Raw genomic sequence first — 22,900 nt, forward strand, 5'->3', positions numbered from 1 at the left:
CCCGGAGGGCAACTGGCGACAGGGCGGCACTGCGGCCCGAAGGTCATATACTCTCTTCCGCCGGTATTGTTGCTTCGCCATCCTTCGGATTACCGCCAGTGGTGGCGGCCTATCCACGACGAGGTCGACCGTGCGCAGATTCGCTTTTCTCGCCGTTTTCGCCGCCCTGGCCGGGGCGGCGGTTTCCGCCCAGGCCGCGGACACCTACAAGTTCAATCTCCACAACAAGTCCTCGGAGTACGTCATCAACGGCTTCCGCACCTTCGAAGGCGGGGCGTGGAGCAAGAACTGGATCGACTTCAAGCTGAAGCCCGGCGAATCCGCCGAAATGGATTGGGGCAGCAATGACGGCAACTGCGTCGTTCCGTTCAAGGTGGACTGGGTCGGCTATGAGTCGGAGAAGTTCAGCGTCGACTGGTGCAAGGTGAAGAACATCTACATGAAGGATCAGGGTTTCAGCTTCGACTGACGGCTGGCGGGCACCGCGGCCGGCCGCGGTGCCCCTCAGACTTACGCACGTCTTCGATCGAGCGGCTGTGCCAGCAGTGTCGCCAATTGCCGGAACTGTGCGTCCAATGGCGTCGTCTTACGCCAGATCATGCCGACGGTGCGGGACGGTTGCGGGTCCTTGAAGCGGACGACGGACACCGAACCGGAACCGGTCTCCATTTCGACGGCCATCTCCGGGACCAGCGTCACGCCCATTCCGACCCTGACCATCTGGACCAGCGTGGAGAATGAGTTCGCCTCCAGCGCCTTGCGTGGCGAGGCGGACGGCATGTTGCAGAAGGACAGGGCCTGGTTGCGGAAGCAATGCCCCTCCTCCAACAGAAGCAGGCGCATCTCGCGCAGCATTTCGCGGCTGGGCACCGGCTTTCCCGCGTCCTCGGCCGGCCGGACCAGCAGGAAATTTTCCGTGAACAGCGCCAACTCGGCCAAGGACGGCTCGAACACCGGCAATGCGGCAATCGCGATGTCGAGCCGCCCTTCGGCCAGTTCCTCGATCAGCTTCGATGTCAGTGCCTCGCGCACCTCGATCTCGACATGGGGATGCTCCCGCATGATGACCCCGATCACCGCCGGCAGCAGATAGGGGGCAATCGTTGGGATCATGCCGATGCGCAACCGGCCGCTGATCCGGTTCTGCGACAATTGTGCAAGCTCCCCCAATCGATCGATGGAATGCAGGATGTCGCGGACGCGCAGGGACGCCTCCTGCCCGAAAGCCGTCAGCCGGACGCTCCTGCTGCCCCGTTCGACCAGCGCCGCCCCCAACGCCTCCTCCAACTCCTTGATCTGCATCGACAGGGCCGGCTGTGAAACGGCACAGGCGGCTGCCGCGCGTCCGAAATGGGCATGATGCGCCAGCGCGTCGAAATAGCGGAGCTGCCGGAGTGTCACGGAGCCGGGAATCATAAGCTTGCCTTATCGCAGCGATCATCAAAGACCATTTTACCTTATTACTTGCGAGACGTACAGTTTCGGCAGTCGAACATCCAGTGCCGCCAAGTGAACCCGAAAGCGTTGCAGGAGGAAACGATGGACGCGAGTACCGACGCAAGCGCAGGCAAGTGCCCATTCACTGGGGGTGGGGGTGGGGGTGGGGGTGGCGGTCGCAGCCGCAGGAATCGCGATTGGTGGCCGAACGCCCTCGATATCGAGATGCTGCACCGCAACTCGCCGCTGTCCGACCCGATGGGGAAGGAATTCGATTACGCCAAGGAATTCCAGTCCCTCGATCTCGATGCGGTGATCGGGGACCTGCATGCCCTCATGACCGAGTCTCAGGACTGGTGGCCTGCGGATTTTGGCCATTACGGCGGGTTGATGATCCGCATGGCGTGGCACAGCGCCGGCACCTACCGCATCACCGACGGCCGCGGCGGCGCCGGCACCGGCCAGCAGCGCTTCGCGCCGCTCAACTCCTGGCCGGACAACGCCAATCTCGACAAGGCGCGCCGTCTGCTGTGGCCGATCAAGCAGAAATACGGGCGCAAGCTGTCCTGGGCCGACCTGATGGTTCTGGCCGGCAACGTCGCCCTGGAATCGATGGGCTTCAAGACCTTCGGCTTTGCCGGCGGCCGTGTGGACGCGTGGGAGCCGGAAGAGCTGTTCTGGGGTCCGGAAGGAACCTGGCTGGGCGACGAGCGCTACAGCGGCGAACGCCAGCTCGCCGATCCGCTGGGCGCGGTGCAGATGGGGCTCATCTACGTCAATCCGGAGGGGCCGAACGGCAATCCGGACCCCGTGGCGGCGGCCAAGGACATCCGCGAAACCTTCTACCGCATGGCGATGAACGACGAGGAGACCGTCGCGCTGATCGCCGGCGGCCACAGCTTCGGCAAGACGCACGGCGCGGGCGATCCGTCCTTCATGGGTCCGGAACCGGAAGCCGGAGCGCTGGAGGAGCAGGGCCTCGGCTGGAAATCCAGGCACGGCACCGGGTATGGAGCGGACGCCATCACCGGCGGCCCGGAGGTGATCTGGACCCAGACGCCGACGCAATGGAGCAATCACTTCTTCGACAACCTGTTCAAATTCGAATGGGAGCTGACCAAAAGCCCGGCCGGCGCGTGGCAATGGCAGGCGAAGGATGCGGAGCCGTCGATCCCCGGCCCCTGCCCCGGATCGGCAAAGCGCCTGCCCACGATGCTGACGACCGACCTGTCGCTGCGCTTCGACCCGATCTATGAGAAGATCTCCCGGCGCTTCCACGAGAATCCGGACCAGTTCGCCGATGCCTTCGCCCGTGCCTGGTTCAAGCTGACCCATCGCGACATGGGGCCGGTGGTGCGCTATCTCGGCCCGCTCGTTCCGAAGGAGACTCTGATCTGGCAGGATCCGATCCCGCCGCTCGATCATCCGCTGGTCGACGATGCGGATATTGCGGCGCTCAAGGCGCGGATCCTCGCCTCCGGCCTGTCGGTGCCGCAGCTGGTTTCGACAGCGTGGGCATCGGCTTCCACCTTCCGCGGCTCCGACAAGCGCGGCGGCGCCAACGGTGCGCGCATCCGCCTCGCCCCGCAGAAGGATTGGGAGGTGAACGAGCCGGCGCAGCTCCAGACCGTGCTGCAGGCGCTGGAGGCCATCCAGACCGACTTCAACGCCTCCGCCACCGGCGGCAAGAGGGTTTCACTCGCCGACCTGATCGTCCTTGCCGGCGGTGCGGCGATCGAGAAGGCGGCGCAGGATGCCGGCCTGACCCTGCAGGTCCCGTTCTCGCCCGGGCGCATGGATGCGTCGCAGGACCAGACCGACGTCGACTCCTTCGCGGCGCTCGAACCGCGGGCCGACGGCTTCCGCAACTATATCCACGGCAGCAAACGGCAATTCATGATCCCGGAGGAAGCCCTGGTGGACCGGGCGGCGCTGCTGCGGCTGACCGGGCCGGAGATGACCGTCCTGGTCGGCGGGCTGCGCGTGCTGGGCGCCAATTCCGGCGGCTCCCCCCATGGAGTGCTGACCGAGCGGCCGGGCATGCTGACCAATGACTTCTTCGTCAACCTGCTCGACATGGCGACGGAATGGCAGCCGCCGAACGCCGACGGCATCTATGAAGGGCGGGACCGCAAGACCGGTGAACCCCGGTGGACTGCCACCCGCGTCGACCTGATCTTCGGGTCGCATTCACAGCTCCGCGCCTTCGCGGAGGTCTATGCATGCGGCGATTCCCACGAGAAATTCGCAAAGGACTTCGTTGCCGCCTGGACGAAGGTCATGAACGCCGACCGCTTCGATCTCGGCAAGACTGAACACTGACCTCGACGGTCTTGGACGGAGGCGGCCCGCTGTCCAATGGCGGGCCGCCTTCCGAAATTCCGGCCACCTTGAACTCGGGAGGGCATGCCCACAGCCGGAATCGATAAGGGAAAAGGGAGGCTCGATCATGAACGACCGCGATATTCAGACCGACCGCGACTGGCTGATGTTCATCGAAAGGGACATCGATGGTCTCGACCGGCAAATCTACCACGCCACCTGGACGATCAGGCAGTCGCAGACAGCCCTTGAACGGCTGTCCGCCGCGCGGGATTCCCTCCTCGCCCAGGCACAGGAGATCTTGGACCGCCTCGACGGGAAGCCGACCGCCTGAAACTCTTGACGTCGTTCACGCCGGTTGGCGCCCCCGTGGGCGGAGGCGCCGTCCACTTGCCGAGGTTACGCTGCGTTCCTGTCGGCTTTCGCATACCGATGGGCCGGACCATCGGCCTTCCGGGACACGAGGCGCAGAAGCAAGGCGCCCGCGGTCGCGGACAGAAGCGACCCCGCGAAGACGCCGACCTTGACCGCATCGCCGAGTTCGGGCGAAGCGGGGAAGGCCAAGGCCCCGATGAACAGGCTCATGGTGAAGCCGATGCCGCACAGCAGGGAGACACCGAAAAGCTGCGCCGTGTTCGCGCCGGCCGGCATGTCGGCGAAGCCCAGGCGGACGGTGAGCCAAGCGGTTCCGAACACGCCGACCATCTTCCCCAGGAACAGGCCGAGCGCGATCCCCAGCGGGATGGAGCCGGTCAGGATCGATGCATCCATGCCGGCGAAGGACACGCCGGCATTCGCAAAGCCGAAGACGGGGACGATCAGATAGGCCACCCAGCCGTGGATGCCATGCTCAAGCCGGTGCAGCGGGGAATGCATGTCGTCCGGCTTGCCCGGCGCGGGGCGAAGCGGAATCGTCAGCGCAAGGGCGACGCCGGCCAGCGTCGCATGGACGCCCGACAGGAGAACCGCGCCCCACAGGCCCAGGCCGAGAATCAGGTAGGGCCAGAGCGTCTGGACACCGAAGCGGTTCAAGGCGATCAACGCCGCCAGGATCAGCGCCGCCGCGCCCAGCGCCGGCATCGACAGGTCGGCGGTATAGAACAGGGCGATGATGATGACGGCACCGAGATCGTCGATGATGGCCAGGGCCGTCAGGAAGATCTTGAGCGATGTCGGCACGCGCGACCCGAGGAGCGACAGGACGCCCAGGGCGAAGGCGATGTCGGTCGCCGCCGGGATGGCCCAGCCGCGGATCGTTTCCGGATCGCTGCTGTTGAAGGCCACATAGATGAGAGCTGGCACCATCATGCCGCCGGCCGCCGCCACGCCCGGCAGAATCCGGCGCGACCATGTGGAAAGCTGGCCGTCCAGCATCTCCCGCTTGATCTCCAGCCCGACCAGCAGGAAGAAGACAGCCATCAGGCCGTCATTGACCCAATGACCGATGCTGAGACCCAGAACATAGCTGTGCAACGTGCCGAAATAGATGCCCGACAGGGGCGAATTCGCAACGATCAGGGCCAGCGCCGCGGCGACCATCAGAAGAATGCCACCCGACGCTTCGCTATCCATGAATTCCCTGAAAATGGAAATCGGGCGCCGGCGAGAGAGTTGCGTCTTTTCCACCATGGAATTCGGTCCTTATTCGATTCTTGTCGATAGAGCTCCTGTCCCGCCACAGTGCCATCGGCGGGATACCTTGGAGCATATGGGGCCTGAACGAGGGAAAACAGGGTGTGGCGCCCCGGAATATCCATCCCGGAGTGCCACAAACCCCTTGCCATGCCGTCCGGACGCTCAGCCCAGGAGCTGGCTGAAGAGAACACAGATCGTCAGCACCACGAGGCTTGCCGTGCCGGCCCAAGCCCAGGCGAACTGGAATTTGGTCGGCAGCAGTTCGCGCTCGAAATCGGAGGTGAAGTTGTCCTTGACCGCCTCGATGGTCAGCCAGAACAGCACCGGCGAGAAAACCGGCCGTCGCGACAGAGCCGTGCCGCATGCAGGCTTACGGGCACCCAGGTCGGGACTGCGGCTCCAGCCGGATCAGACGCGATCCTTCACCGCCCCGATCAGGAACTCCTTGTTGCCTTCCGGCCCGGTGATCGGGCTTTCGGTGATGTCCAGCACCCGCCAGCCCGGCCGTGCGTCCAGCCAGGCGCGGATGCGGTCGCAGACTTCCCGATGCAGCTCCGGTTCGCGCACCACGCCGCCCTTGCCGACGCGGCCCTTGCCGACCTCGAACTGCGGCTTGATCAGCGCCACCAGCCGCCCGCCGGGCACCACCAGATCCAACGCCGCCGGCAACACGATTTCCAACCCGATGAAGCTGGCGTCGCACACGACGAGGTCGACCGGGTCGGGGATTTCGGCAATGGTCAGATGGCGCGCGTTGGTCTTCTCCAGCACCACCACGCGCGCGTCGTTGCGCAGCTTCCAGGCCAGCTGTCCATGCCCGACATCGACGGCATAGACCTTGGCGGCGCCGCGGGTCAGCAGCACATCGGTGAAGCCGCCGGTGGAGGCGCCGACATCGACCGCGGTCAGGCCGTCCGGATCGATGGCAAAGACGTCCAGCCCCTTCACCAGCTTCAGCCCACCCCGCGACACCCAGGGATGATCCTGCCCCTTGACCGCCAGCGGTGCCTCCGCCGCGATCAGGTCGCCGGCCTTATCGATGCGCTTGGTGTCGGAATAGACCAGCCCGGCCAGGATCAGCGCCTGCGCCTTGGCCCGGCTTTCCGCCAGCCCGCGCTCCACCAGCGCCACATCCGCCCTTATCCGTGCCATGCCGTCAGCCCTTCGCTCATCCCTTGCCGGCGCATTCCTGACGCGGAACGGCCGGAAGGGCAAGCCCCGGAGACCGGATTCGTCAGGCGGCGGGGAAGTCGACGGTCACGCGGGTGCCATAGGGGCTGCTGTCCACGCTCATCCTGCCGCGCAGCTGGCCGACGAAGGCGCGCACCACCTTCAACCCCAGCGTGGCTGCACGGGCGACGTCGAGGCCCGGCGGCAGTCCGGTACCCCGGTCGGAGATCTCCAGGCGGACGGTATCGCCACCGGCGCGGCCGAGCCGCACATCGATGGTACCGGGCGCCCCGGCCGGGAAGGCGTGGCGGGCTGCATTGCCGACCAGTTCGCTGACGATCAGGCTGAAGGGGATGATCGAATCCACCGGAATTTCCGTCGCCTCCGCCGCGACATGGATGCAGTGGGCGCCGGGAAGCGTCGCTTCCAATTCCTGGCAGAGTTCGCGCAGATGCGGCGCCATGTCGACGGTGCCGGCACGCAATGCACCGTGGGTGCGCTGGTGGGCCTGGGTGACGATGCCGACACGGCCGCCAGCGCTTTGAAGGGCGCGGCGGACCTCGGGATCCTTGCTGGACAGCGTCTGCAGGGTCAGCAGGCTGGAGACGAGTTGCAGCGTGTTCTTCAGCCGGTGGCTGACGTCGCGCAGGCGCCGGTCATGCTCGGCGACCGACTCCGGCAATTCATCCGCCGTGACGATCAGGGCGCGGACGATGCCGTTGAGGCCCAGTATCGGGGTGACGCGCACATCCCAGAACCGCTCGCCGTCCGGTGCGCGGTCGCTCGCGGCCCGGCTGCGCTGCGGCCGACCGCTGTTGCGCGCTTCCGCCAGCAGCGCCGGCGACAAGGCGGGAAAGCTCACCGTCATGCCGGAGCCAGCAACCACGCCCAGCGCGCGGAAGGCACCGTTGGCGAAGCTGCAGCAGTCGCCCTCCCCCTCCACCAGGGCGGTCGGGGTTGGCGTCTGGTCCAGCAGGCAGCGCAGCAGCGCCGGATCGTCGACGCATGAGCCACTGGCTTCCGCCGCCCGCCCCGCGCCGGGATCCGTCCCGAACTCCGCGTTCCGGTACGCCGTGACCGCCATGATGTGCGCCATCGCCCCTGATCCCGTAGCCGTCCCGCGTGCTGCCGGCACCTCCACCGTTACAGAGGAGCTGCCTATCCAGCCTACGCAGTTTAAGGCGGCGCTCGCGCTCGGCACCAGTCCAACAACCCGAAACTTTCCTAGACAAATGGCATTACGACATTCGGATGGTTTCGGGGGGTACGGCGATCTGGATCGTCGGTCAGGCCCGTGCTGCGGCACTCTCGATGCCCAGCGCCTGAAGCGCGGTGCGGACGATGTGCTGGGCGGTCAGGCCGGCCGCTTCATACTGCTTGGCCGGTGAATCGTGGTCGAGATAGAGGTCGGGCAGAACCATCGGACGGATCTTCAGCCCGCCGTCCAGCAGGCCCGCCGTCGCCAGGAACTGCAGCACGAAGCTGCCGAAGCCGCCGACCGATCCCTCCTCGATGGTGATCAGCACCTCATGCTCCAGCGCGAGGCGGCGAACCAGATCCTCGTCCAGCGGCTTGGCGAAGCGGGCGTCGGCCAGGGTGGTCGACAGGCCGCGCGCCGCCAGTTCCGCCGCGGCGCGACGCCCCTCGCCCAGGCGGGTGCCATAGCTGAGGATGGCGATCTTGGTACCTTCCTGCAGGATGCGGCCCTTGCCGATCGGCAGGATGCTGCCGCGGTCGGGCAGTTCCAGCCCGACACCCTCGCCGCGCGGATAGCGCAGGGCCGAGGCGCGGTCGTCGATGGCCGCCTGGGTCGCCACCATATGCATCAGCTCCAGCTCGTCCGCCGCCGCCATCAGCACGATGTCGGGCAGGCAGCCGAGATAGGCGGTGTCGAAGGACCCGGCATGGGTCGCCCCGTCCGCCCCCACCAGACCGGCGCGGTCCAGCGCAAAGCGCACCGGCAGATGCTGCAGCACCACGTCATGGATGACCTGATCGTAGGCGCGCTGCAGGAAGGTGGAATAGATGGCACAGAAGGGCTTGAACCCCTCCGTCGCCATGCCGGCGGCGAAGGTCACCGCATGCTGTTCGGCGATGCCGACATCGAAGCAGCGGTCGGGAAAGCGCTCCCCGAACAGGTCCAGCCCGGTACCGGACGGCATGGCGGCGGTGATGCCGACGATGGACGGATCGGCCGCGGCCTCCGCGATCAGGCTCTGCGCGAAGACGCGGGTGTAGGTCGGGGCATTGGACTTCGGCTTGGACTGGGTGCCGGTCACCACGTCGAACTTGGCGACGGCGTGCAGCTTGTCGGCCGATTCCTCCGCCGGGCCATAGCCCTTGCCCTTCTTGGTGACGACATGGATCAGCACCGGCTTGTCGTCGTCGGCGTCGCGGACATTCTGCAGCACCGGCAGCAGATGGTCCAGGTTATGGCCGTCGATCGGGCCGATGTAGTAGAAGCCCAGCTCCTCGAACAGGGTGCCGCCGGTGACCATGCCGCGGGCGTATTCCTCCGCCCGGCGGGCGGCGTTGCGCAGCGGGCGCGGCAGCTGGTCGGCGATCTCCTTCGCCAGATGGCGCAGCGACAGGTACGGCTTGGAGGAGATCAGCCGCGACAGATAGGCGCTCATCGCGCCCACCGGCGGGGCGATGGACATGTCGTTGTCGTTGAGGATGACGATCAGCCGCGACTTGGTGGACGCCGCGTTGTTCATCGCCTCGTACGCCATGCCGGCGCTCATCGAGCCGTCGCCGATCACGGCGATGACGTTGCGCTGCTCCCCCTTGATCCTGCTGGCGACGGCCATGCCGAGCCCGGCGGAGATGGAGGTGGAGCTGTGGCCGGCGCCGAACGGGTCGTACTCGCTTTCCGACCGTTTGGTGAAGCCGCTCAAGCCCCCGCCCATGCGGAGCGTGCGGATGCGGTCGCGCCGCCCGGTCAGGATCTTGTGCGGATAGCACTGATGCCCGACATCCCAGATCAGCCGGTCATAGGGCGTGTCGAACACGTAATGGAGCGCAACCGTCAGCTCGACCACCCCAAGCCCGGCACCGAGATGGCCGCCGGTCACCGATACGGCGTCCACGGTCTCGGTGCGCAACTCGTCTGCGAACTGGCGGAGCTGCTCGGGCTTCAGGGCCCGCAGCTTGGCTGGCGTCGGACAAAGGTCGAGCAGCGGAGTCTTGGTGGCGGTCACGTCGTGATGGTCCTCAAGCTCTGGTCAGGCGCGGCGCGCGACGACGAAGTCGGCGACCGCCTTCAACATATCGGCACGCCCATCGAAAATGTCCAAGTGCTGCGATGCCTGATTGGCGAGCATCTCCGCCTGGGCGCGGGCACGGTCGCGGCCGAGGATCGACACGAAGGTCGCCTTGCCGGCCTGGGCGTCGCGGCCGACCGTCTTGCCGGTCTCCTCCGCCGTGCCCTCGACGTCCAGAAGGTCGTCGACGATCTGGAAGGCGAGGCCGAGGTCGTGGGCGTAGGCGCGGAGCGCCGTGCGCTGCGGCGGGTTGGCCTTGCCCAGGATGCCGCCGGCTTCGCAGGAATAGGCGATCATCTCGCCGGTCTTCATGCGCTGCAGCCGGGTGGTGGTGCCGAGGTCGAAGGTCTCGTGCTCCGCGATCAGGTCCAGCATCTGGCCGCCGACCATGCCGTGGCCGCCGGACGCCTTGGCCAGGGCCGTCACCAGCTGGCAGCGGATGTTGGGATCCTCGTGCGTCGCCGGATCGGCCAGCACCTCGAAGGCGAAGGTCAGCAGCCCATCGCCGGCCAGGATGGCGGTGGCCTCGTCGAACTGGCGGTGGCAGGTCGGACGGCCGCGCCGCAGCTCGCCGTCGTCCATCGCCGGCAGGTCGTCGTGGATCAGCGAATAGCTGTGGACCATCTCGACGGCCGCGGCGACGCGGATGGCGCAGTCGGCATTGACGCCGAACAGGGCCGCGGACTGCATCACCAGGAAGGGGCGCAGCCGCTTGCCGCCGTTCAGGCAGCCATAGCGCATGGCGTCGAACACCCGCGCCTCGGCCAAGTCGGTGGTCGGCAGCAGGGCGTTGATCCTGTCCTCGACCGCCTGGGCGATGTCGGCCAGGGCGGCTTTGAACTCGGTCGGGGAAATGGTCTGCACGTCAGTCGATCCGGGCGGGTTCTGTGCCGAGGGAGCCGTCGGCGCTCACGGTGATGCGGTCGATCTTGGCCTGCGCCTCGCGCAGCTTCATCTCGCAATGGCGCTTCAGCGCCGTGCCCCGCTCGTAGGAAGAGATGGCGTCGTCGAGCTTGCCGCGCCCTTCCTCGAGCTGGCGGACGATCCGCTCCAGTTCGGCGAGCGCGTCCTCGAAGCTGAGGGCGGCGATGTCGGGCGGAATGGCGGCGCCGGAAACAGGGGCGGAAGACGTCGTGGAAGGGGGCATGTCGGGCAGAACCATCGATGGGACCTCAAGCCCGCGAAGGTATGCCCCGCCCACGTCCGGCGCAAGGCCCGAGGCGCTCCTCCGCCCCGGCCATTGCGGCCTATGTGCGGCCTATGCGTTCGGGCAGCCCCTCCCCCTTTCGGAAGAATGGAGCGCCCGGCCGACCGGGAAGCCGCATGTCAGCAGTACATCAATTCGCGCACATGGGCGGCGCTGGCGGAGGCAAGGGCGCGCAGGTTGTAGCCCCCCTCCAGAACCGAGACGATGCGCGCCCCGCAATGGGTGCGGGCCAGTTCGCCCAGCTTGCGGGTGGCCCAGACGAAATCGTCGTCGATCAGGTGCAGGCCGGCCAGAGGATCGCGCGAATGGGCGTCGAATCCGGCGGAGATGATCAGCAGGTCCGGCTTGAAATGGTCGATGGCCGGCAGGATGACGTGGGTCATGGCATGCCGGAACTCCGGCGACCCCGCCATCGCCGGCAGCGGCGCATTGACACAGTTGCCGTACTCGCCCTTCTCGCCCGCATCGCCGGTGCCGGGATAGAGCGGCGACTGGTGGGTCGAGCAATAGAGCATGTCCGGGTCGTGCTGCAGGATGTCCTGCGTGCCGTTGCCGTGGTGGACGTCGAAATCCATCACCGCCACGCGCTGCAGCCCGTGCGCGGCGCGGGCGTGATAGGCGCCGACCGCCGCGTTGTTGAACAGGCAGAAGCCCATCGCCTTGTCCCGCTCCGCATGGTGGCCGGGCGGGCGCACGGCGCAGAAGGCGTTGCGCGACTGGCCGGTCGCCACCGCGTCGACCGCGGCGCAGACCGCGCCGGCCGCACGCAGCGCAGCCTCCCCCGATCCGGGCGAGACGACCGTGTCGGCATCGACGCCGGCATGCTCCACCTCCGGAATCAGCGACAGCACGCGGTCGATGTGCTCCTGCGGATGCGCGCGCAGGAGCTGTTCCACCGTGGCGCGCGGCGCCTCCTGCCGTTCCAGCATGTGGAACTCCTCCGTTTCCAGCGCGGCGAGCACGGCACGCAGGCGGTCGGAGCATTCGGGATGACCGAGACCCGTATCGTGCTCCAGGCACGCCGGGTGGGTGAACAGGGTGGTGAACATCGATTTTTCGGTCGTTATCGTTGATTTTCGGGTGGCGTTTGCAGCGTTTCCAAAAACCATTCTTCCCGGATCGCTAATGAAAGTACAGGCTGAATCCAGGACGATTCGTCACAGCCCACTTTCGGGGGCCGGGGCAATCCGTGACACGATACGATCGTAACGGCAACGATGGGCCGACGGGGAGCGGCCCGGGCTCACGCCGTCCGCTCGATGACGAAGCGGAGGATGCCGTCCTGCTCGCCGACCGACAGCAGGCGGTTGCCCGTCGCCTCGCAGAAGGCGGGGAAGTCCTTGCGGGCACCGGGATCGGTCGCCTCCACGGTCAGGGTTTCGCCGATGGCGATGGCCCTGATCGCCTTGCGGGCGCGCAGAACGGGAAGCGGGCACTGCAAGCCCTTGGTATCCAACGGATGATCGGTCATGAACGAAATGCTATCCTACCTGAAAACCGGTGTCATCGACCGATGATGGACATGGAGCGTCGGACTCGTCAAACGCAACCATCGGGTGTCTCATCCTTCCGTCTATTATTCCGTTATGCGAGAAAAAAGCGGTGATCGGCGGTAATGGCAACGCCCAAGTCGACACGGTGACAATCGGTGCCAGCGTCCGGATGACGGAATCCCACAGGTGGACAATTCCCGTGCGGTACGAATATACTAGGATACGAGCATTTTTCTTTACCGGACCGCGCAATGACGGGCCGGTTGTAAAACGAATCGGAACGGACAGGGCAACGGGAAAGCGATGAATATCGAGGATTTGCAGGCAAACGCCCGTCGGGCGAGCGCGCTGCTGAAGGCGATGTGCAATGAGCGGCGCCTTCTCATCCTGTGCCATCTGAGCCAGGGCGAACGGTCGGTGGGCGAACTGGAGGATCTGGTCGGGCTAAGCCAGTCGGCGCTGTCGCAGCATCTGGCCCGGCTGCGCAACGACAATCTGGTCCGCACGCGCCGCAGCGCCCAGAACATCTACTACTCGCTGAACGGGCACGAGGCGCAGACGATCATGACGACGCTGCACGGCCTCTATTGCATCCCGGCAGAGGAAGCGGCCGACGGCCGCGACGGCGATTCCGCGAAAGAATCCGGTAACGACCGTTCCGACCTTTGCGCCGCAGCAGCCGGCTGAACCACCGAACCGCACACCCGCAGTGAGGGGCGCAAGCCTCAGTCGCGCGCCAGCAGCGCCGCGGCCGCCAGCGCCACCCATCCCAGCATGAAGCTCCATCCCCCGGCGGGCGCGGTCATCGGCACCGGCAGCGGTCCGACCGTGGCCAGCGCATAGAGCGTGCCGCAGAACAGCAGAATTCCGGCGCAGAACAGCCACCCCGCCACCCGCAGGGCCAGTTGCCCGCCAGCCCGTCCACCCAGCCGGCCGGCCAGCGCCACCAGCAGCACCAGCGCCAGCGCGTGCGCCATCTGATACAGCCCGGCGGTACGGAACCACTCCTGCGCCTGCGGCTGGCCCGCCAGTCCGTGGCTGGCATAGGCGCCGGCGGCGACCGCGACGGCGCCGTTCAGCGCAGCGAAGACGATCCAGATGCGGTCGATCACTCCCACGGGCGTTCTTCCCTTCCTCACCGATCACCACCGGCCGACGGGCGGTGCTATCCTGCCGCCTGTCTACACGCAGGGCGCCCGCGCGGGCAAGAAAACGACCATGACCACACTCCCGACCCCGCTTCCCCCACTCGTCAGCATCATCACGCCCACCTGGCAGCGGGAGGATTTCCTGCCGCGCCTGCATGCCTGCATCCAGGCGCAGACCCATCCCGAGATCGAATGGCTCGTCTTCGACGACAGCCCGCGCCCGTCTGCCTATCTCAAGCCGCTGGCGAACCCGCGGCTGAAGTATTTCTACTCGCCCAGCCGCTATGCCATCGGCGAGAAGCGCAACATCCTTGCCGAACATGCCAAGGGGTCGGTGATCGTCCACATGGACGACGACGATTTCTACGCGCCCGCCTATGTGGAGCGGATGCTGGACCGGCTGGAGCAAGGCTATGACCTGGTGAAGCTGTCGGGCTGGTTCCTCTACAGCATGGCGCACCGGCGGTTCGGCTATTGGGATACCGCGCAAGGCGGTTCGCATCACCGCTGGGGGCGGCAGGGCTGCAGCTATGTCGAGGCACCGGATGCCCCGCCCTCGCCTGAGAATCTGGACGGTTACGGTTTCTCCTACGCCTACCGCCGCCCGGTCTGGGAAGCGGTGCGTTTTCCCGCGGTCAACGCCTGCGAGGACGCCCCGTTCGTGAAGGCCGCGCGCGAGCGTTTCCGCGTCGGTGCCTTCCCGGATGCGGAAGGGCTGTGCCTGCACACGCTGCACGCCCGCAGCACCAGCCTGTGCCTGCCGCAGTACGAGTTGCCGCCGGTCCTGATGGAACGCCTGTTCGGGCCGGAGGTGGCGGCCTACACCTGAACGTCGAGGAACATGCCGCGGCGGTAGTTGCGCGGCAGGGTCAGCACCCCATTGACGACCAGCGCGGCCAGTTGGCGCAGGCTGGGGATGCGCTGCCGCCCCTCCGGGACGATGCCATCGGCCCGCGCACGCGCCCCGGCCGCAGCAACCCGTCCGCCGCCGGAGTCGGAGCGGATCGGCTCGTTCGAACGGTCACCGGTGCGTCGGGTCTCTACCATGAGCTCCTATTTACCATAAATGCGGCTGATGGGAAAGAGGGGCGGCCTCAGCTTTCAAGCCAGCGATGGACGAATCCCGCCTTCCGCTCCAGCAGGCGGCCCAGGCGGATCAGGCGCCGCTCCTCGCCCGGCCGGGCGATCAGCTGGATGCCGAAGGGCAGCCCCTCCCCGCCCACCTGCCCACCCACTGGCAGGGTGAGCACCGGGAAGCCCACCAGCGTGACGATGGCGGTGACGCCGAGATAGTCGAGGATGGTCTCCACCGGCCGCCCGTCGATCTCCGTCACCTCGCCCTCCGCGTTCGGCCAGGGCAGCACGCCGCAAGCCGGTGCGGCCAGCACGTCGATGTCCTCGAACAGCGCCACGAAGCGGCGGTAGAGGGCGGTGCGGGCGGCCTGCGCCTCCAGATAGGCATCGGCGGTGATGCCGGCACCGGCCTCGATGTTCCAGCGGATGGTGTCGGTCAGATCGTCGCCATGCTTCGCCAGCATCGGCCCGAAGGCGTGGCGGGTCTGTGCCGCGCGCAACGTGCGGAAGGTGGCCATGGCGTCGCCGCAGTCGGGATGGCGGCGCGCCACCGGCCCGACGACGCGCTCCAACCGGTCCACCGCCGCAGCGAAGCGTTCCCGCACCGCCTGGGACACCGTGGCCGCGCCGAAATCGGCGGTGGCGCCCAGCCGTGACTCCGCCCCGTCGTCGCGGTCGCCGAACAGGGAGGTCGGGTCGCGCAGATCGCTGCCGGCCATCGCCGACAGCAGCAGCGCGCAGTCTTCGGTGTCGCGCGCCAGAACGCCATGGGTCGCCAGCGTGTCCCAGCCCAGGGCGCGGCCCGGCGCCGGGATCAGCCCCGGTGTCGGCCGGATCGAGGCGACGCCGCAAAAGTTCGCCGGCACCCGCACCGATCCGCCGAAATCGGTGCCGTGCGCCAGCGGCACCATGCCGACGGCCACCGCCACCGCCGATCCGCCGCTCGACCCGCCGGAGGTGAGAACCGGATCGACGGGGTTGCAGGTCGGCCCGTACAGGCGGTTGCGGCAGACGGCGCCGAAGCCGAATTCCGGCGTGTTGGTCTTGCCGATGACGATGCCGCCCGCCGCCTCGATCCGCGCGACGGCAATGTCGTTGGTCGCCGGAACATGATCGGCATAGAGCGCCGAGCCGTAGGTGGTGCGGATGCCGGCGGTGTCGGTCAGGTCCTTCACCGCCACCGGCAGCCCGTGCAGCGGCCCGACCGGCGCCGGGGCTGCGTCCAGCGCCTCGGCACGGGCCAGGGCCTCGTCGGCGGCCACGGTGATGAAGGCGGACAGTTCCGGCTCCTTCGCCGCGATGCGCGCCAGATGCGCCTCAACCGCCTCCCGCGCCGACAGTTCCCGCCGCGCCAGCCTTGCCGCCAAGCCAGCCGCGCTCTCCCGCCACAGGGCGTTTCGTCCTTCGCTCACTGCATCCTCCCGGTTCAGGCCCGAACCGTAGCGCGAAACCGGTGACATGCGAAACAATGCAGAGTCTGTCAGCGTTGGCGGCCGGCCGACGCTCGGCAGTCGGTCAGGATGTTGCCGACGGTCACCCGCTCCCGCTCGTCCATCGCCAGCCCCCAGCGCGCCTTCACCAGGATCCAGTCGGCGACATAGAGGCAGATGCCGTCGCGCTTCGGCGGCAGCCAGTCCTCCGGCCCCTTGGAGCCCTTGGCGCGGTTGGCTTCGCGGCTGGAGACCAGCAGGGTGCGCGGATCGCTGATGTCGTTGGCATAGGCGGCGCGCCGTTCCCGGCTCCAATCGTAGCCGCCGCTGGCATAGGCCTCCTCCAGCGGAACCCGGTGGTCGATGTCGACCATCTGCGGATCGGTGTAGCGCTCTCCGGTGTAGGGGTCCAGCCAGTCGCCGGCCTTCACACTGCAGCCCTTGGCATCGAGCGTCGCCGGGCGGCGCGAGTCGCGGATCAGCACCTTTTCGCGCGCGTTCAGGCAGCCGCCCTCCAGCGCCAGCCAGTGCGGCCACTCCTCCCGCTCATAGCCGCGGCGCCGTTCCGGCTCGACCCGGATGGCGTCGAGCTGGCGGGTCACCTCGGCATAATCGATCCGGTCGGATGCACGGGCGATGATCGGCGGCGGTGGCTCGGCGGTTTCCTGCCTGCGCGGCTGGCGGGGACGCTGCGTCTCCTGGCCCAGCAGACCGTCGAGCGTGCCGGGCGGCAGGATATGCACGCGCTCCGCCAGCGCGACGGCGGCAAGCACGGCGAGGACGACGAACAGCCCCCGCAGGGTCAGGGAACGGCGGCGGGCCACGTCAGCGCACCCAGGAACAATTCCCTCTCCCCCCCTGGGGGGGAGAGGGGGAATCCATCGCAACCCCCGTCATACTCCGCTCACCTGAATCTCCTGTCCCCCCTCATACTCCGGTAACGCCACAAACCTCAAGGCATGCGGCCGGTCAGGGTGGCGCTCAGCCCCTGGAGAAGGCCGACCTGACAGACCGTGTCGAAGGTGGCGCGCATCAGCGACGGATCGCCGATCGACACGCGGATATCGCCGGCCCGCGGTTCCGAGTGGCGGCGGCGCACGTTGCTGCCGCACAGCTCCTGCAGGACGTCCAGCAGCATCACCAGCGAGGTCGCGCGGCCGGTGCAGAGATTGTACACCTGCGCGCCGGCGAAACGCCGCTCCATCGCCAGCGCCAGGATGCGCACCACGTCGCCGACGAAGACGAAATCGCGGACCTGCTGGCCGTCGCCGTGGATTTCCACATCCTCGCCGCGCGCCACCCGGCGGGCGAAGATGGAGATCACGCCGCTGTAGGGCGACATCGGGTCCTGCCGTGGCCCATAGACGTTAAAGAAGCGGAAGCCGACCGTCGGCACCCCCTGGATCGACCATGCGATGCGGGCATGCATCTCGCAGCCCAGCTTGTCGACGCCATAGGCCGACAGCGGACGCGGAAGCTCGTCCTCCTTCAGCGGCGTGTTGGTGTTGTCGCCGTAGATGGCGGCGGAGGAGGCGTAGACGACGGGAATCGGTCCGCCGCGCTTGGCGTCGCGCGCCGCCTCGAACACGGTGACGGTGCCCAGCAGGTTGGTGCGGTGGGTTTCCGCCCACAGCTCCTGCGATTTCTGCACCGAGGCGACGGCGGCGAGGTGGAACACGCCGTCCACCCCTTCGCCATGGTCGCCGGCCATCGCCTCGCGCACCGCATCGGGATCGGCCACGTCGCCCACCACCAGATTCGCCGCCTCCGGCTTGTTGTCCAGCCGGCCGCTCGACAAATTGTCGAGGATCGTCACCCGATGCCCGTCGGCGAGCAGCCGGTCGGCCAGATGCGAGCCGATGAAACCGCAGCCGCCGGTGATGAGGTAGTGCGCCATGGTCCGTCCAAGCCCTTCCTTCGTTGTGACCGGTCCCGCCGCAGCGCAGCAGAGCCGCCGGAACTCCCACTCTAAGGGTCGGGACACAACCGCAGGATCGCCAGACCATCTTCGGGATAGGACCACGCCTCAACCGGAGATCGGGGCCGCCCGTTCGGCGATCCGGCCGGCGAATCGGCCCGGCTTCCACGACGGCGGCTTCCGGATAGGCGCCACCGGTGGTTCAACAGGGTTATCCACCACCTTGTCCACGGTTCTGTGGATAACCATGGTCAAGCTTGCCAGCCGAAATCCGCGTCGGACCGGACACACTGGTGCAGAAATGCTGCTGTGTACGTATGGTTCCTTGGCCGGATCCTTTGCTGCACAGCACAAAATCGACCAACGCAAAAGGCCCCGCTGTGGCATTCGCGCCACGGCGGGGCCCTTCGACCGGGTCGGTCGGGCCTGTGGACTAAGGCCCGGCTTACGCTTTGTGCTTTGCCGCGCGCAGCGTCAGGCCTGCTTGGGGCCGAGCATCTCCGCCTTGACGGTGGCGAAGGCCCAGTCGAGCCAGGGCAGCACCGCCTCCATATCCTCGTTCTCCACCGTGGCGCCTCCCCACAGGCGCAGGCCCGGCGGCGCGTCGCGGTAGGAACCGGCGTCGAAGGCGGCCTCCTCCTTCTCCAGCAGCGCGGTCAGCTTCTTGGCGAGGCTTGCCTGGGCTTCCTCCGGCAGAGCGGTTACCTCCGGATCGGTGAAGCGCAGGCAGATGGAGGTGCAGGAGCGGGTCGCGGTTTCCTTGGCGAGGAAGCCGGCCCAGCTGCTGGCCTCCACCCACTCCGCGACGATTCGCAGATTCTGCTCCGACCGGCGGATCAGCTGGGTCAGGCCGCCCAGCGACAAGGCCCAGCGCAGGCCGTCGATGGCATCCTCGACGCAGAGCATCGACGGGGTGTTGATGGTATCGCCTTCGAAGATGCCTTCGATCAGCTTGCCGTTCTTGGTCAGGCGGAAGATCTTCGGCAGCGCCCGGTCGGGCTGGAAGCTCTCCAGACGCTCCACCGCGCGCGGGCTCAGCACCAGCATGCCGTGCGCCGCCTCGCCGCCCAGCACCTTCTGCCAGGACCAGGTGGCGACGTCGATCTTGCTCCAGGGCATCGCCATGGCGAAGGCCGAGGAGGTGGCGTCGCAGATGGTCAGCCCCTCACGGTCGTCCGCGATCCACTCGCCGTCCGGCACGCGGACACCGGCGGTGGTGCCGTTCCAGGTGAAAACCACGTCGCGGCTGAAATCCACCGACGACAGATCCGGCAACTCGCCGTAGGGGGCGATCAGGTTGCGGACGTCCGGCAGCTTCAGCTGCTTGGCGACATCCGTCACCCATTCCTTGCCGAAGCTCTCCCAGGCCAGCATGTCGACGCCGCGGGCGCCCAGCATCGACCACAGCGCCATCTCCACCGCTCCGGTGTCGGAAGCCGGGACGATGCCGATGCGGTAATCGCCGGGGATGGACAGAACCGCGCGGGTGAGGTCGATGACCTCCTTCAGCTTGGCCTTGCCCGGCTTGGAGCGGTGGGAGCGGCCGAGCAGCGCGCCGTCCAGCGCGTCGAGCGACCAGCCCGGTCGCTTCGCGCAGGGACCCGAGGAGAAGAGCGGAGTGTTGGGGCGGCGGCTTGGGCGGCTGATCGTCATGGGCGGACTTCCTGTCCCGGAACGGGAATGTGCGGAGGTCCGGACCTTAAAAGCTGCGCCCCCGCCCGTCAATCGACGGGCAGCGACGCACCGGGGCAAGCGCAGTCAGCATCGGAATGGCGACGTTGTGCTTCGGATGCCCTTCTCCCCTTGCGGGAGAAGGGTTGGGATGAGGGGTGCGACCGGCTGAAAGCCCATGGAAATCAAGTTTCCGCCCCTCACCCCAACCCCTCTCCCGCGAGGGGAGAGGGGCTGTCCTCAATGCCAAGCTGCACGTCCTTTCGCAAATGCGAGATGTGTGCATCCCGTAGCCCACGGGGGAGAGGGGCTGTTCCGACGAAGGATGCCCAAATGCCGTTGCCCTGGGCGACGCCCAGCCACACCGGAACCGCAGCCCTGCCAACGCCCCTGCCAACGCCCCTGCTTGCCGACTACTTCGTGCGGCCGATCTTGCCATTGCGGTAGGTCCAGGCGGCTTCGCCGCCGCCGGCCGGCTGCGGCATCGAAACGGTCAGCATGTCGTTGTCGATGGTGACCTGGGCGGCATCGCTGCAGGAGCCGAAGGGATAGGAGACCACCGGCTGCGGCCCGCCGACCTCGATGATGCGGAAGCGGGTCGGGCAATCCTTGGCGCCGGTGTCGGCCTGGAACAGGGCGATCCAGCGTTCCTTCAGGGAATAGGCGCCGACGAAGGACAGCATCTCGCTCTCCTTGTCCTCGAACACCGGCTTGTCGTCGACCGACACCTGGGTGTGCTTCGGCCCGATATCGGTCATCGTCAGAATCGTGTTGCCGAGCGCCGCCATCAGGCGGGGCTCCGCCGCGCTGGCGGAGGTGGCGATCAGAAGGCTGCCCGCCACCGCGGCACCCACACTAAGAACCCGCAAAGGCCGTCTCCCTGGCTGCTGCGCCCCGGCGGGGCGGCTGTCCGAACCGGGCGCACCATAATGCGGCACGCGCCCGGCCGGAAGCCGTCCTTTTCGCCGGTGGAGTCCGGCAGCATTATCAGCGGATGTTGACGCTGAAGCCGAAGCCGGGTGCAACAGGGGCCGGCGCATAGATGACCGGCGGCGGCGGAGCATAGATCACCCGCGGCGGCGGGGGCGGGGCGTAGATGACCGGCGGCGGGGCGTAGTAGACGCCGCGTTCGCGCCAATGATTGTGGTGATGGCGGGGCCGATCCCAGCGCCGCCAATCCGGGCCGCCGGGGCCGGGACCATACCATTCGCGGCCGTAATCGCCTCGCCCGCGCCAGCCGTCATGCGCCTCGGCCTGGCTGACGGTGGCACCCAGCATCGATCCGGCGACCAGAGCGCCCAGAACCACGGCTTTCAATCCAAACCCAAAGCGGCCAGTCATTCCGGCGTCCTCCTGGTGTCGGGAAGCGATGCTTCCCCTTTGACCGGATGAACGCGGAGGCTCCCGATTTCATTCCACCTGTTCGAAAAAGATTTCGTCCTACGACCTTGGTCGAAGCGGTCAGACCCAACCGTCGGCAAGGCCGGGACGCGGATGCGGCGGCGTGAACAGTCCGGGTGCCTGATACACCGGGCGGTCGGCCGGCCGGCCGAAGTGATAGCCCTGGGCCAGTTCGAAGCCCCAGGCGTTGAGCTGCGCCGCCTGGTCGGGGGTTTCCACCATCTCGGCGATCACCTGCACGCGGACCTCCCGGCACAGGCCCACCATGGCGCGCAGGATGGCATCGTCGCGCGGGCTGCCGCCCAGCCGCTTCACATAGCTGCCGTCGATCTTCACGAAATCGACCGGCAGCGCCTGGATATAGGGGAAGGAGGCGGCCCCGGCGCCGAAATCGTCCAGACAGATGCGGTGCCCGGCGCGGCGCAGATCCTCCAGGATGCGGGCGGCGCGCGGCAGATCGGTGAGCCCCGTCGACTCCGTCACCTCCACCAGCAGGCGGGACCGCAACGCCGGATTGCGGGCGACCAGTTGCTGGAAGGCGACGACGAAGATATCGCTGCCCAGCGACGCCGCCGACATGTTGACGGCGATCTGCGGGCCGGGATCGGCGGCCAGAACCTCCAGCGCCTTCTCGCAGACCAGCAGGTCGACGTCATGGACCATGCCCACCTCCTCGGCGAAGGCGATGGTCGGACCCGGCGCGCCGTTCGGGAAACGGGCCAGCGCCTCGTAATGGTGCAGCCCGCCGGTGGCGAGCGAGACGATGGGCTGGAACTGCAGCTTCAGCCGGTCGTCGCTCAGGGTGGAGCGCAGGCTGGTCACCCGCGTCACCGTCTGGTCGACCAGCAGCTTCACCGCGTCATGCATGGTGGCGATGTCGAAGCCGGTGCCATCCTCGGCGAAGCTCTTTACCGTGAACATCAGCACCCGGCCGGCATCCTCCCGGCTGAGGCCGGGCGCCACCATGTCGAGCGTCATGTTCTCCGAAGCCAGGGGCAGGCCGTCGGGCGACAGGCCGGCGCCGGTCAGCGCGATCTCGCTGGCGAGCGCACCGGCGGACACGTCGCTGCCATGGACAAGGCCGAAGCGGTCTTCCCCCAGCCGGGTCGCCAAGGTGTCGTCGGCGGCATGGACGCGCAACAGCGCCCCCACCTCTCCCAGCAGGCGCAGAGTCAATTCGGGTCCGAGCCGCGACTTTACCTCGCCGAAATCGGCGATCTTGATCAGCGTCAGCTTCGGCGGTGCGTTGCCGACATGGACGCCGAACCGCTCGCCCAACTGCGACTGGAAGGCGTCCGGGTCGAGAAGCCCGGTCTCCGCATCGCGGGCCGGCTGCGCCCTGCTGCCGTCGCCGCTCTCCGACCGCGTGAGCGTCAGCTGCACATTGGGGGAACGGCCGAGCCGGTAGCCGGACAGGTTGGCCTGAACGCCGCCGGCAAGCGACACGGCACGCGAGTTCAGCCGGCGGTTGGAGCCGGCAGTGCGCAGCAGGCGCCGCACCAGCCCGCGGTCGCCGGCCGCAACCACCCGGTCGATGGGCTGGCCGATCAGGTCGGCATCCGTAATGCCCAGGAGATTCTGCAAGGCACCGGCCGCGAAGGCGATGGTCCCGCGCGCATCCACTTCGATCAGCACATCCGCGTTGGCGAACGCGAAGCCGAGGAAGCGTGCGACGTCCGATGTCATGGGGCCTCGACAGGGATCGCTGTGGGACAGGCGGTTTCCGACGCA

At 67.5% G+C, this 22,900-nt stretch carries 24 protein-coding genes; 5 read left to right on the forward strand and 19 right to left on the reverse strand.

The genetic code is table 11. From position 1 onward, the window contains the following. Nucleotides 1-130 precede the first annotated feature (130 nt). On the forward strand, nucleotides 131-469 hold the full coding sequence (locus AZOLI_RS22410) for a hypothetical protein (protein WP_014249467.1): 339 nt from the start codon (nucleotides 131-133) through the stop codon (nucleotides 467-469). 41 nt (nucleotides 470-510) lie between these two features. Here AZOLI_RS22410 and AZOLI_RS22415 read toward each other — a convergent pair whose 3' ends face one another. After that, complete coding sequence (locus tag AZOLI_RS22415) at nucleotides 511-1,416, reverse strand: hydrogen peroxide-inducible genes activator (RefSeq protein WP_014249468.1); 906 nt, start codon at nucleotides 1,414-1,416, stop codon at nucleotides 511-513. Nucleotides 1,417-1,539: 123 nt separating this feature from the next. On the opposite strand from AZOLI_RS22415, the gene katG reads away from it, so the two are divergent. Beyond that, a complete protein-coding gene (katG, locus tag AZOLI_RS22420; protein ID WP_044552788.1) occupies nucleotides 1,540-3,759 on the forward strand; it encodes a catalase/peroxidase HPI in 2,220 nt (739 codons plus the stop codon). Between the two features lie 127 nt (nucleotides 3,760-3,886). Further along, nucleotides 3,887-4,093, forward strand: coding sequence for a hypothetical protein (locus tag AZOLI_RS22425; protein WP_014249470.1), 207 nt, complete (start codon nucleotides 3,887-3,889; stop codon nucleotides 4,091-4,093). A gap of 65 nt (nucleotides 4,094-4,158) precedes the next feature. Here AZOLI_RS22425 and nhaA read toward each other — a convergent pair whose 3' ends face one another. From nhaA to AZOLI_RS22465, 9 genes are all read right to left on the reverse strand, one after another. After that, a complete protein-coding gene (gene nhaA / locus AZOLI_RS22430) occupies nucleotides 4,159-5,388 on the reverse strand; it encodes a Na+/H+ antiporter NhaA (RefSeq protein WP_044552791.1) in 1,230 nt (409 codons plus the stop codon). Between the two features lie 168 nt (nucleotides 5,389-5,556). After that, nucleotides 5,557-5,718, reverse strand: coding sequence for a hypothetical protein (locus tag AZOLI_RS32690; protein WP_014249472.1), 162 nt, complete (start codon nucleotides 5,716-5,718; stop codon nucleotides 5,557-5,559). Between the two features lie 84 nt (nucleotides 5,719-5,802). Continuing rightward, nucleotides 5,803-6,546 carry a TlyA family RNA methyltransferase gene (locus AZOLI_RS22435; protein ID WP_044552794.1) on the reverse strand — a complete coding sequence of 248 codons (744 nt, stop codon included), beginning with the start codon at nucleotides 6,544-6,546 and terminating at the stop codon, nucleotides 5,803-5,805. Between the two features lie 82 nt (nucleotides 6,547-6,628). Next, the gene (locus AZOLI_RS22440) at nucleotides 6,629-7,660 is read right to left on the reverse strand and encodes a sensor histidine kinase (protein ID WP_014249474.1); all 1,032 of its coding nucleotides are present in this window, start codon (nucleotides 7,658-7,660) and stop codon (nucleotides 6,629-6,631) included. A gap of 190 nt (nucleotides 7,661-7,850) precedes the next feature. Further along, on the reverse strand, nucleotides 7,851-9,764 hold the full coding sequence (dxs, locus tag AZOLI_RS22445; protein ID WP_014249475.1) for a 1-deoxy-D-xylulose-5-phosphate synthase: 1,914 nt from the start codon (nucleotides 9,762-9,764) through the stop codon (nucleotides 7,851-7,853). Between the two features lie 24 nt (nucleotides 9,765-9,788). After that, the gene (locus tag AZOLI_RS22450) at nucleotides 9,789-10,691 is read right to left on the reverse strand and encodes a polyprenyl synthetase family protein (RefSeq protein ID WP_014249476.1); all 903 of its coding nucleotides are present in this window, start codon (nucleotides 10,689-10,691) and stop codon (nucleotides 9,789-9,791) included. Nucleotide 10,692: 1 nt separating this feature from the next. Continuing rightward, complete coding sequence (locus AZOLI_RS22455; protein WP_044553029.1) at nucleotides 10,693-10,974, reverse strand: exodeoxyribonuclease VII small subunit; 282 nt, start codon at nucleotides 10,972-10,974, stop codon at nucleotides 10,693-10,695. Between the two features lie 179 nt (nucleotides 10,975-11,153). After that, entirely contained in the window at nucleotides 11,154-12,083 is a 930-nt protein-coding gene (locus AZOLI_RS22460) for a histone deacetylase family protein (RefSeq protein WP_014249478.1), read from the reverse strand. Between the two features lie 194 nt (nucleotides 12,084-12,277). Then, a complete protein-coding gene (locus AZOLI_RS22465; RefSeq protein ID WP_014249479.1) occupies nucleotides 12,278-12,505 on the reverse strand; it encodes a sulfurtransferase TusA family protein in 228 nt (75 codons plus the stop codon). 325 nt (nucleotides 12,506-12,830) lie between these two features. On the opposite strand from AZOLI_RS22465, the gene AZOLI_RS22470 reads away from it, so the two are divergent. Continuing rightward, on the forward strand, nucleotides 12,831-13,214 hold the full coding sequence (locus tag AZOLI_RS22470; RefSeq protein ID WP_014249481.1) for an ArsR/SmtB family transcription factor: 384 nt from the start codon (nucleotides 12,831-12,833) through the stop codon (nucleotides 13,212-13,214). Between the two features lie 38 nt (nucleotides 13,215-13,252). On the opposite strand, the gene AZOLI_RS22475 is transcribed toward AZOLI_RS22470, so the two are convergent. Continuing rightward, nucleotides 13,253-13,645: a DUF423 domain-containing protein gene (locus tag AZOLI_RS22475; RefSeq protein WP_014249482.1), complete on the reverse strand. Its 393-nt coding sequence runs from the start codon at nucleotides 13,643-13,645 to the stop codon at nucleotides 13,253-13,255. Nucleotides 13,646-13,745: 100 nt separating this feature from the next. Between AZOLI_RS22475 and AZOLI_RS22480 the strand changes: the two genes are divergently transcribed. Next, nucleotides 13,746-14,504 (forward strand): glycosyltransferase family 2 protein, encoded by a 759-nt coding sequence (locus tag AZOLI_RS22480; RefSeq protein ID WP_014249483.1) that lies wholly within the window; start codon nucleotides 13,746-13,748, stop codon nucleotides 14,502-14,504. On the opposite strand, the gene AZOLI_RS22485 is transcribed toward AZOLI_RS22480, so the two are convergent. The 8 genes from AZOLI_RS22485 to AZOLI_RS22520 form a co-directional block, all read right to left on the reverse strand. Next, nucleotides 14,495-14,722, reverse strand: a complete 228-nt coding sequence (locus AZOLI_RS22485; protein ID WP_014249484.1) for a hypothetical protein — start codon at nucleotides 14,720-14,722, stop codon at nucleotides 14,495-14,497. The genes AZOLI_RS22480 and AZOLI_RS22485 overlap by 10 nt on opposite strands. A 47-nt stretch (nucleotides 14,723-14,769) precedes the next feature. Then, entirely contained in the window at nucleotides 14,770-16,161 is a 1,392-nt protein-coding gene (locus tag AZOLI_RS22490) for an amidase (protein ID WP_044552797.1), read from the reverse strand. 68 nt (nucleotides 16,162-16,229) lie between these two features. Next, nucleotides 16,230-17,003: an HNH endonuclease family protein gene (locus AZOLI_RS22495; RefSeq protein WP_014249486.1), complete on the reverse strand. Its 774-nt coding sequence runs from the start codon at nucleotides 17,001-17,003 to the stop codon at nucleotides 16,230-16,232. Nucleotides 17,004-17,131: 128 nt separating this feature from the next. Continuing rightward, entirely contained in the window at nucleotides 17,132-18,076 is a 945-nt protein-coding gene (locus AZOLI_RS22500; protein WP_014249487.1) for an SDR family NAD(P)-dependent oxidoreductase, read from the reverse strand. A gap of 495 nt (nucleotides 18,077-18,571) precedes the next feature. After that, nucleotides 18,572-19,750 carry a phosphoserine transaminase gene (locus tag AZOLI_RS22505; protein WP_014249488.1) on the reverse strand — a complete coding sequence of 393 codons (1,179 nt, stop codon included), beginning with the start codon at nucleotides 19,748-19,750 and terminating at the stop codon, nucleotides 18,572-18,574. Nucleotides 19,751-20,181: 431 nt separating this feature from the next. Further along, entirely contained in the window at nucleotides 20,182-20,637 is a 456-nt protein-coding gene (locus AZOLI_RS22510; protein WP_162488378.1) for a hypothetical protein, read from the reverse strand. Between the two features lie 118 nt (nucleotides 20,638-20,755). After that, the gene (locus AZOLI_RS22515) at nucleotides 20,756-21,109 is read right to left on the reverse strand and encodes a hypothetical protein (RefSeq protein ID WP_162488365.1); all 354 of its coding nucleotides are present in this window, start codon (nucleotides 21,107-21,109) and stop codon (nucleotides 20,756-20,758) included. A gap of 120 nt (nucleotides 21,110-21,229) precedes the next feature. After that, a complete protein-coding gene (locus AZOLI_RS22520) occupies nucleotides 21,230-22,855 on the reverse strand; it encodes an EAL domain-containing protein (protein ID WP_014249491.1) in 1,626 nt (541 codons plus the stop codon). Between the last annotated feature and the right edge of the window lie 45 nt (nucleotides 22,856-22,900).

Source organism: Azospirillum lipoferum 4B (assembly GCF_000283655.1).
Lineage (GTDB): Bacteria > Pseudomonadota > Alphaproteobacteria > Azospirillales > Azospirillaceae > Azospirillum > Azospirillum lipoferum_C.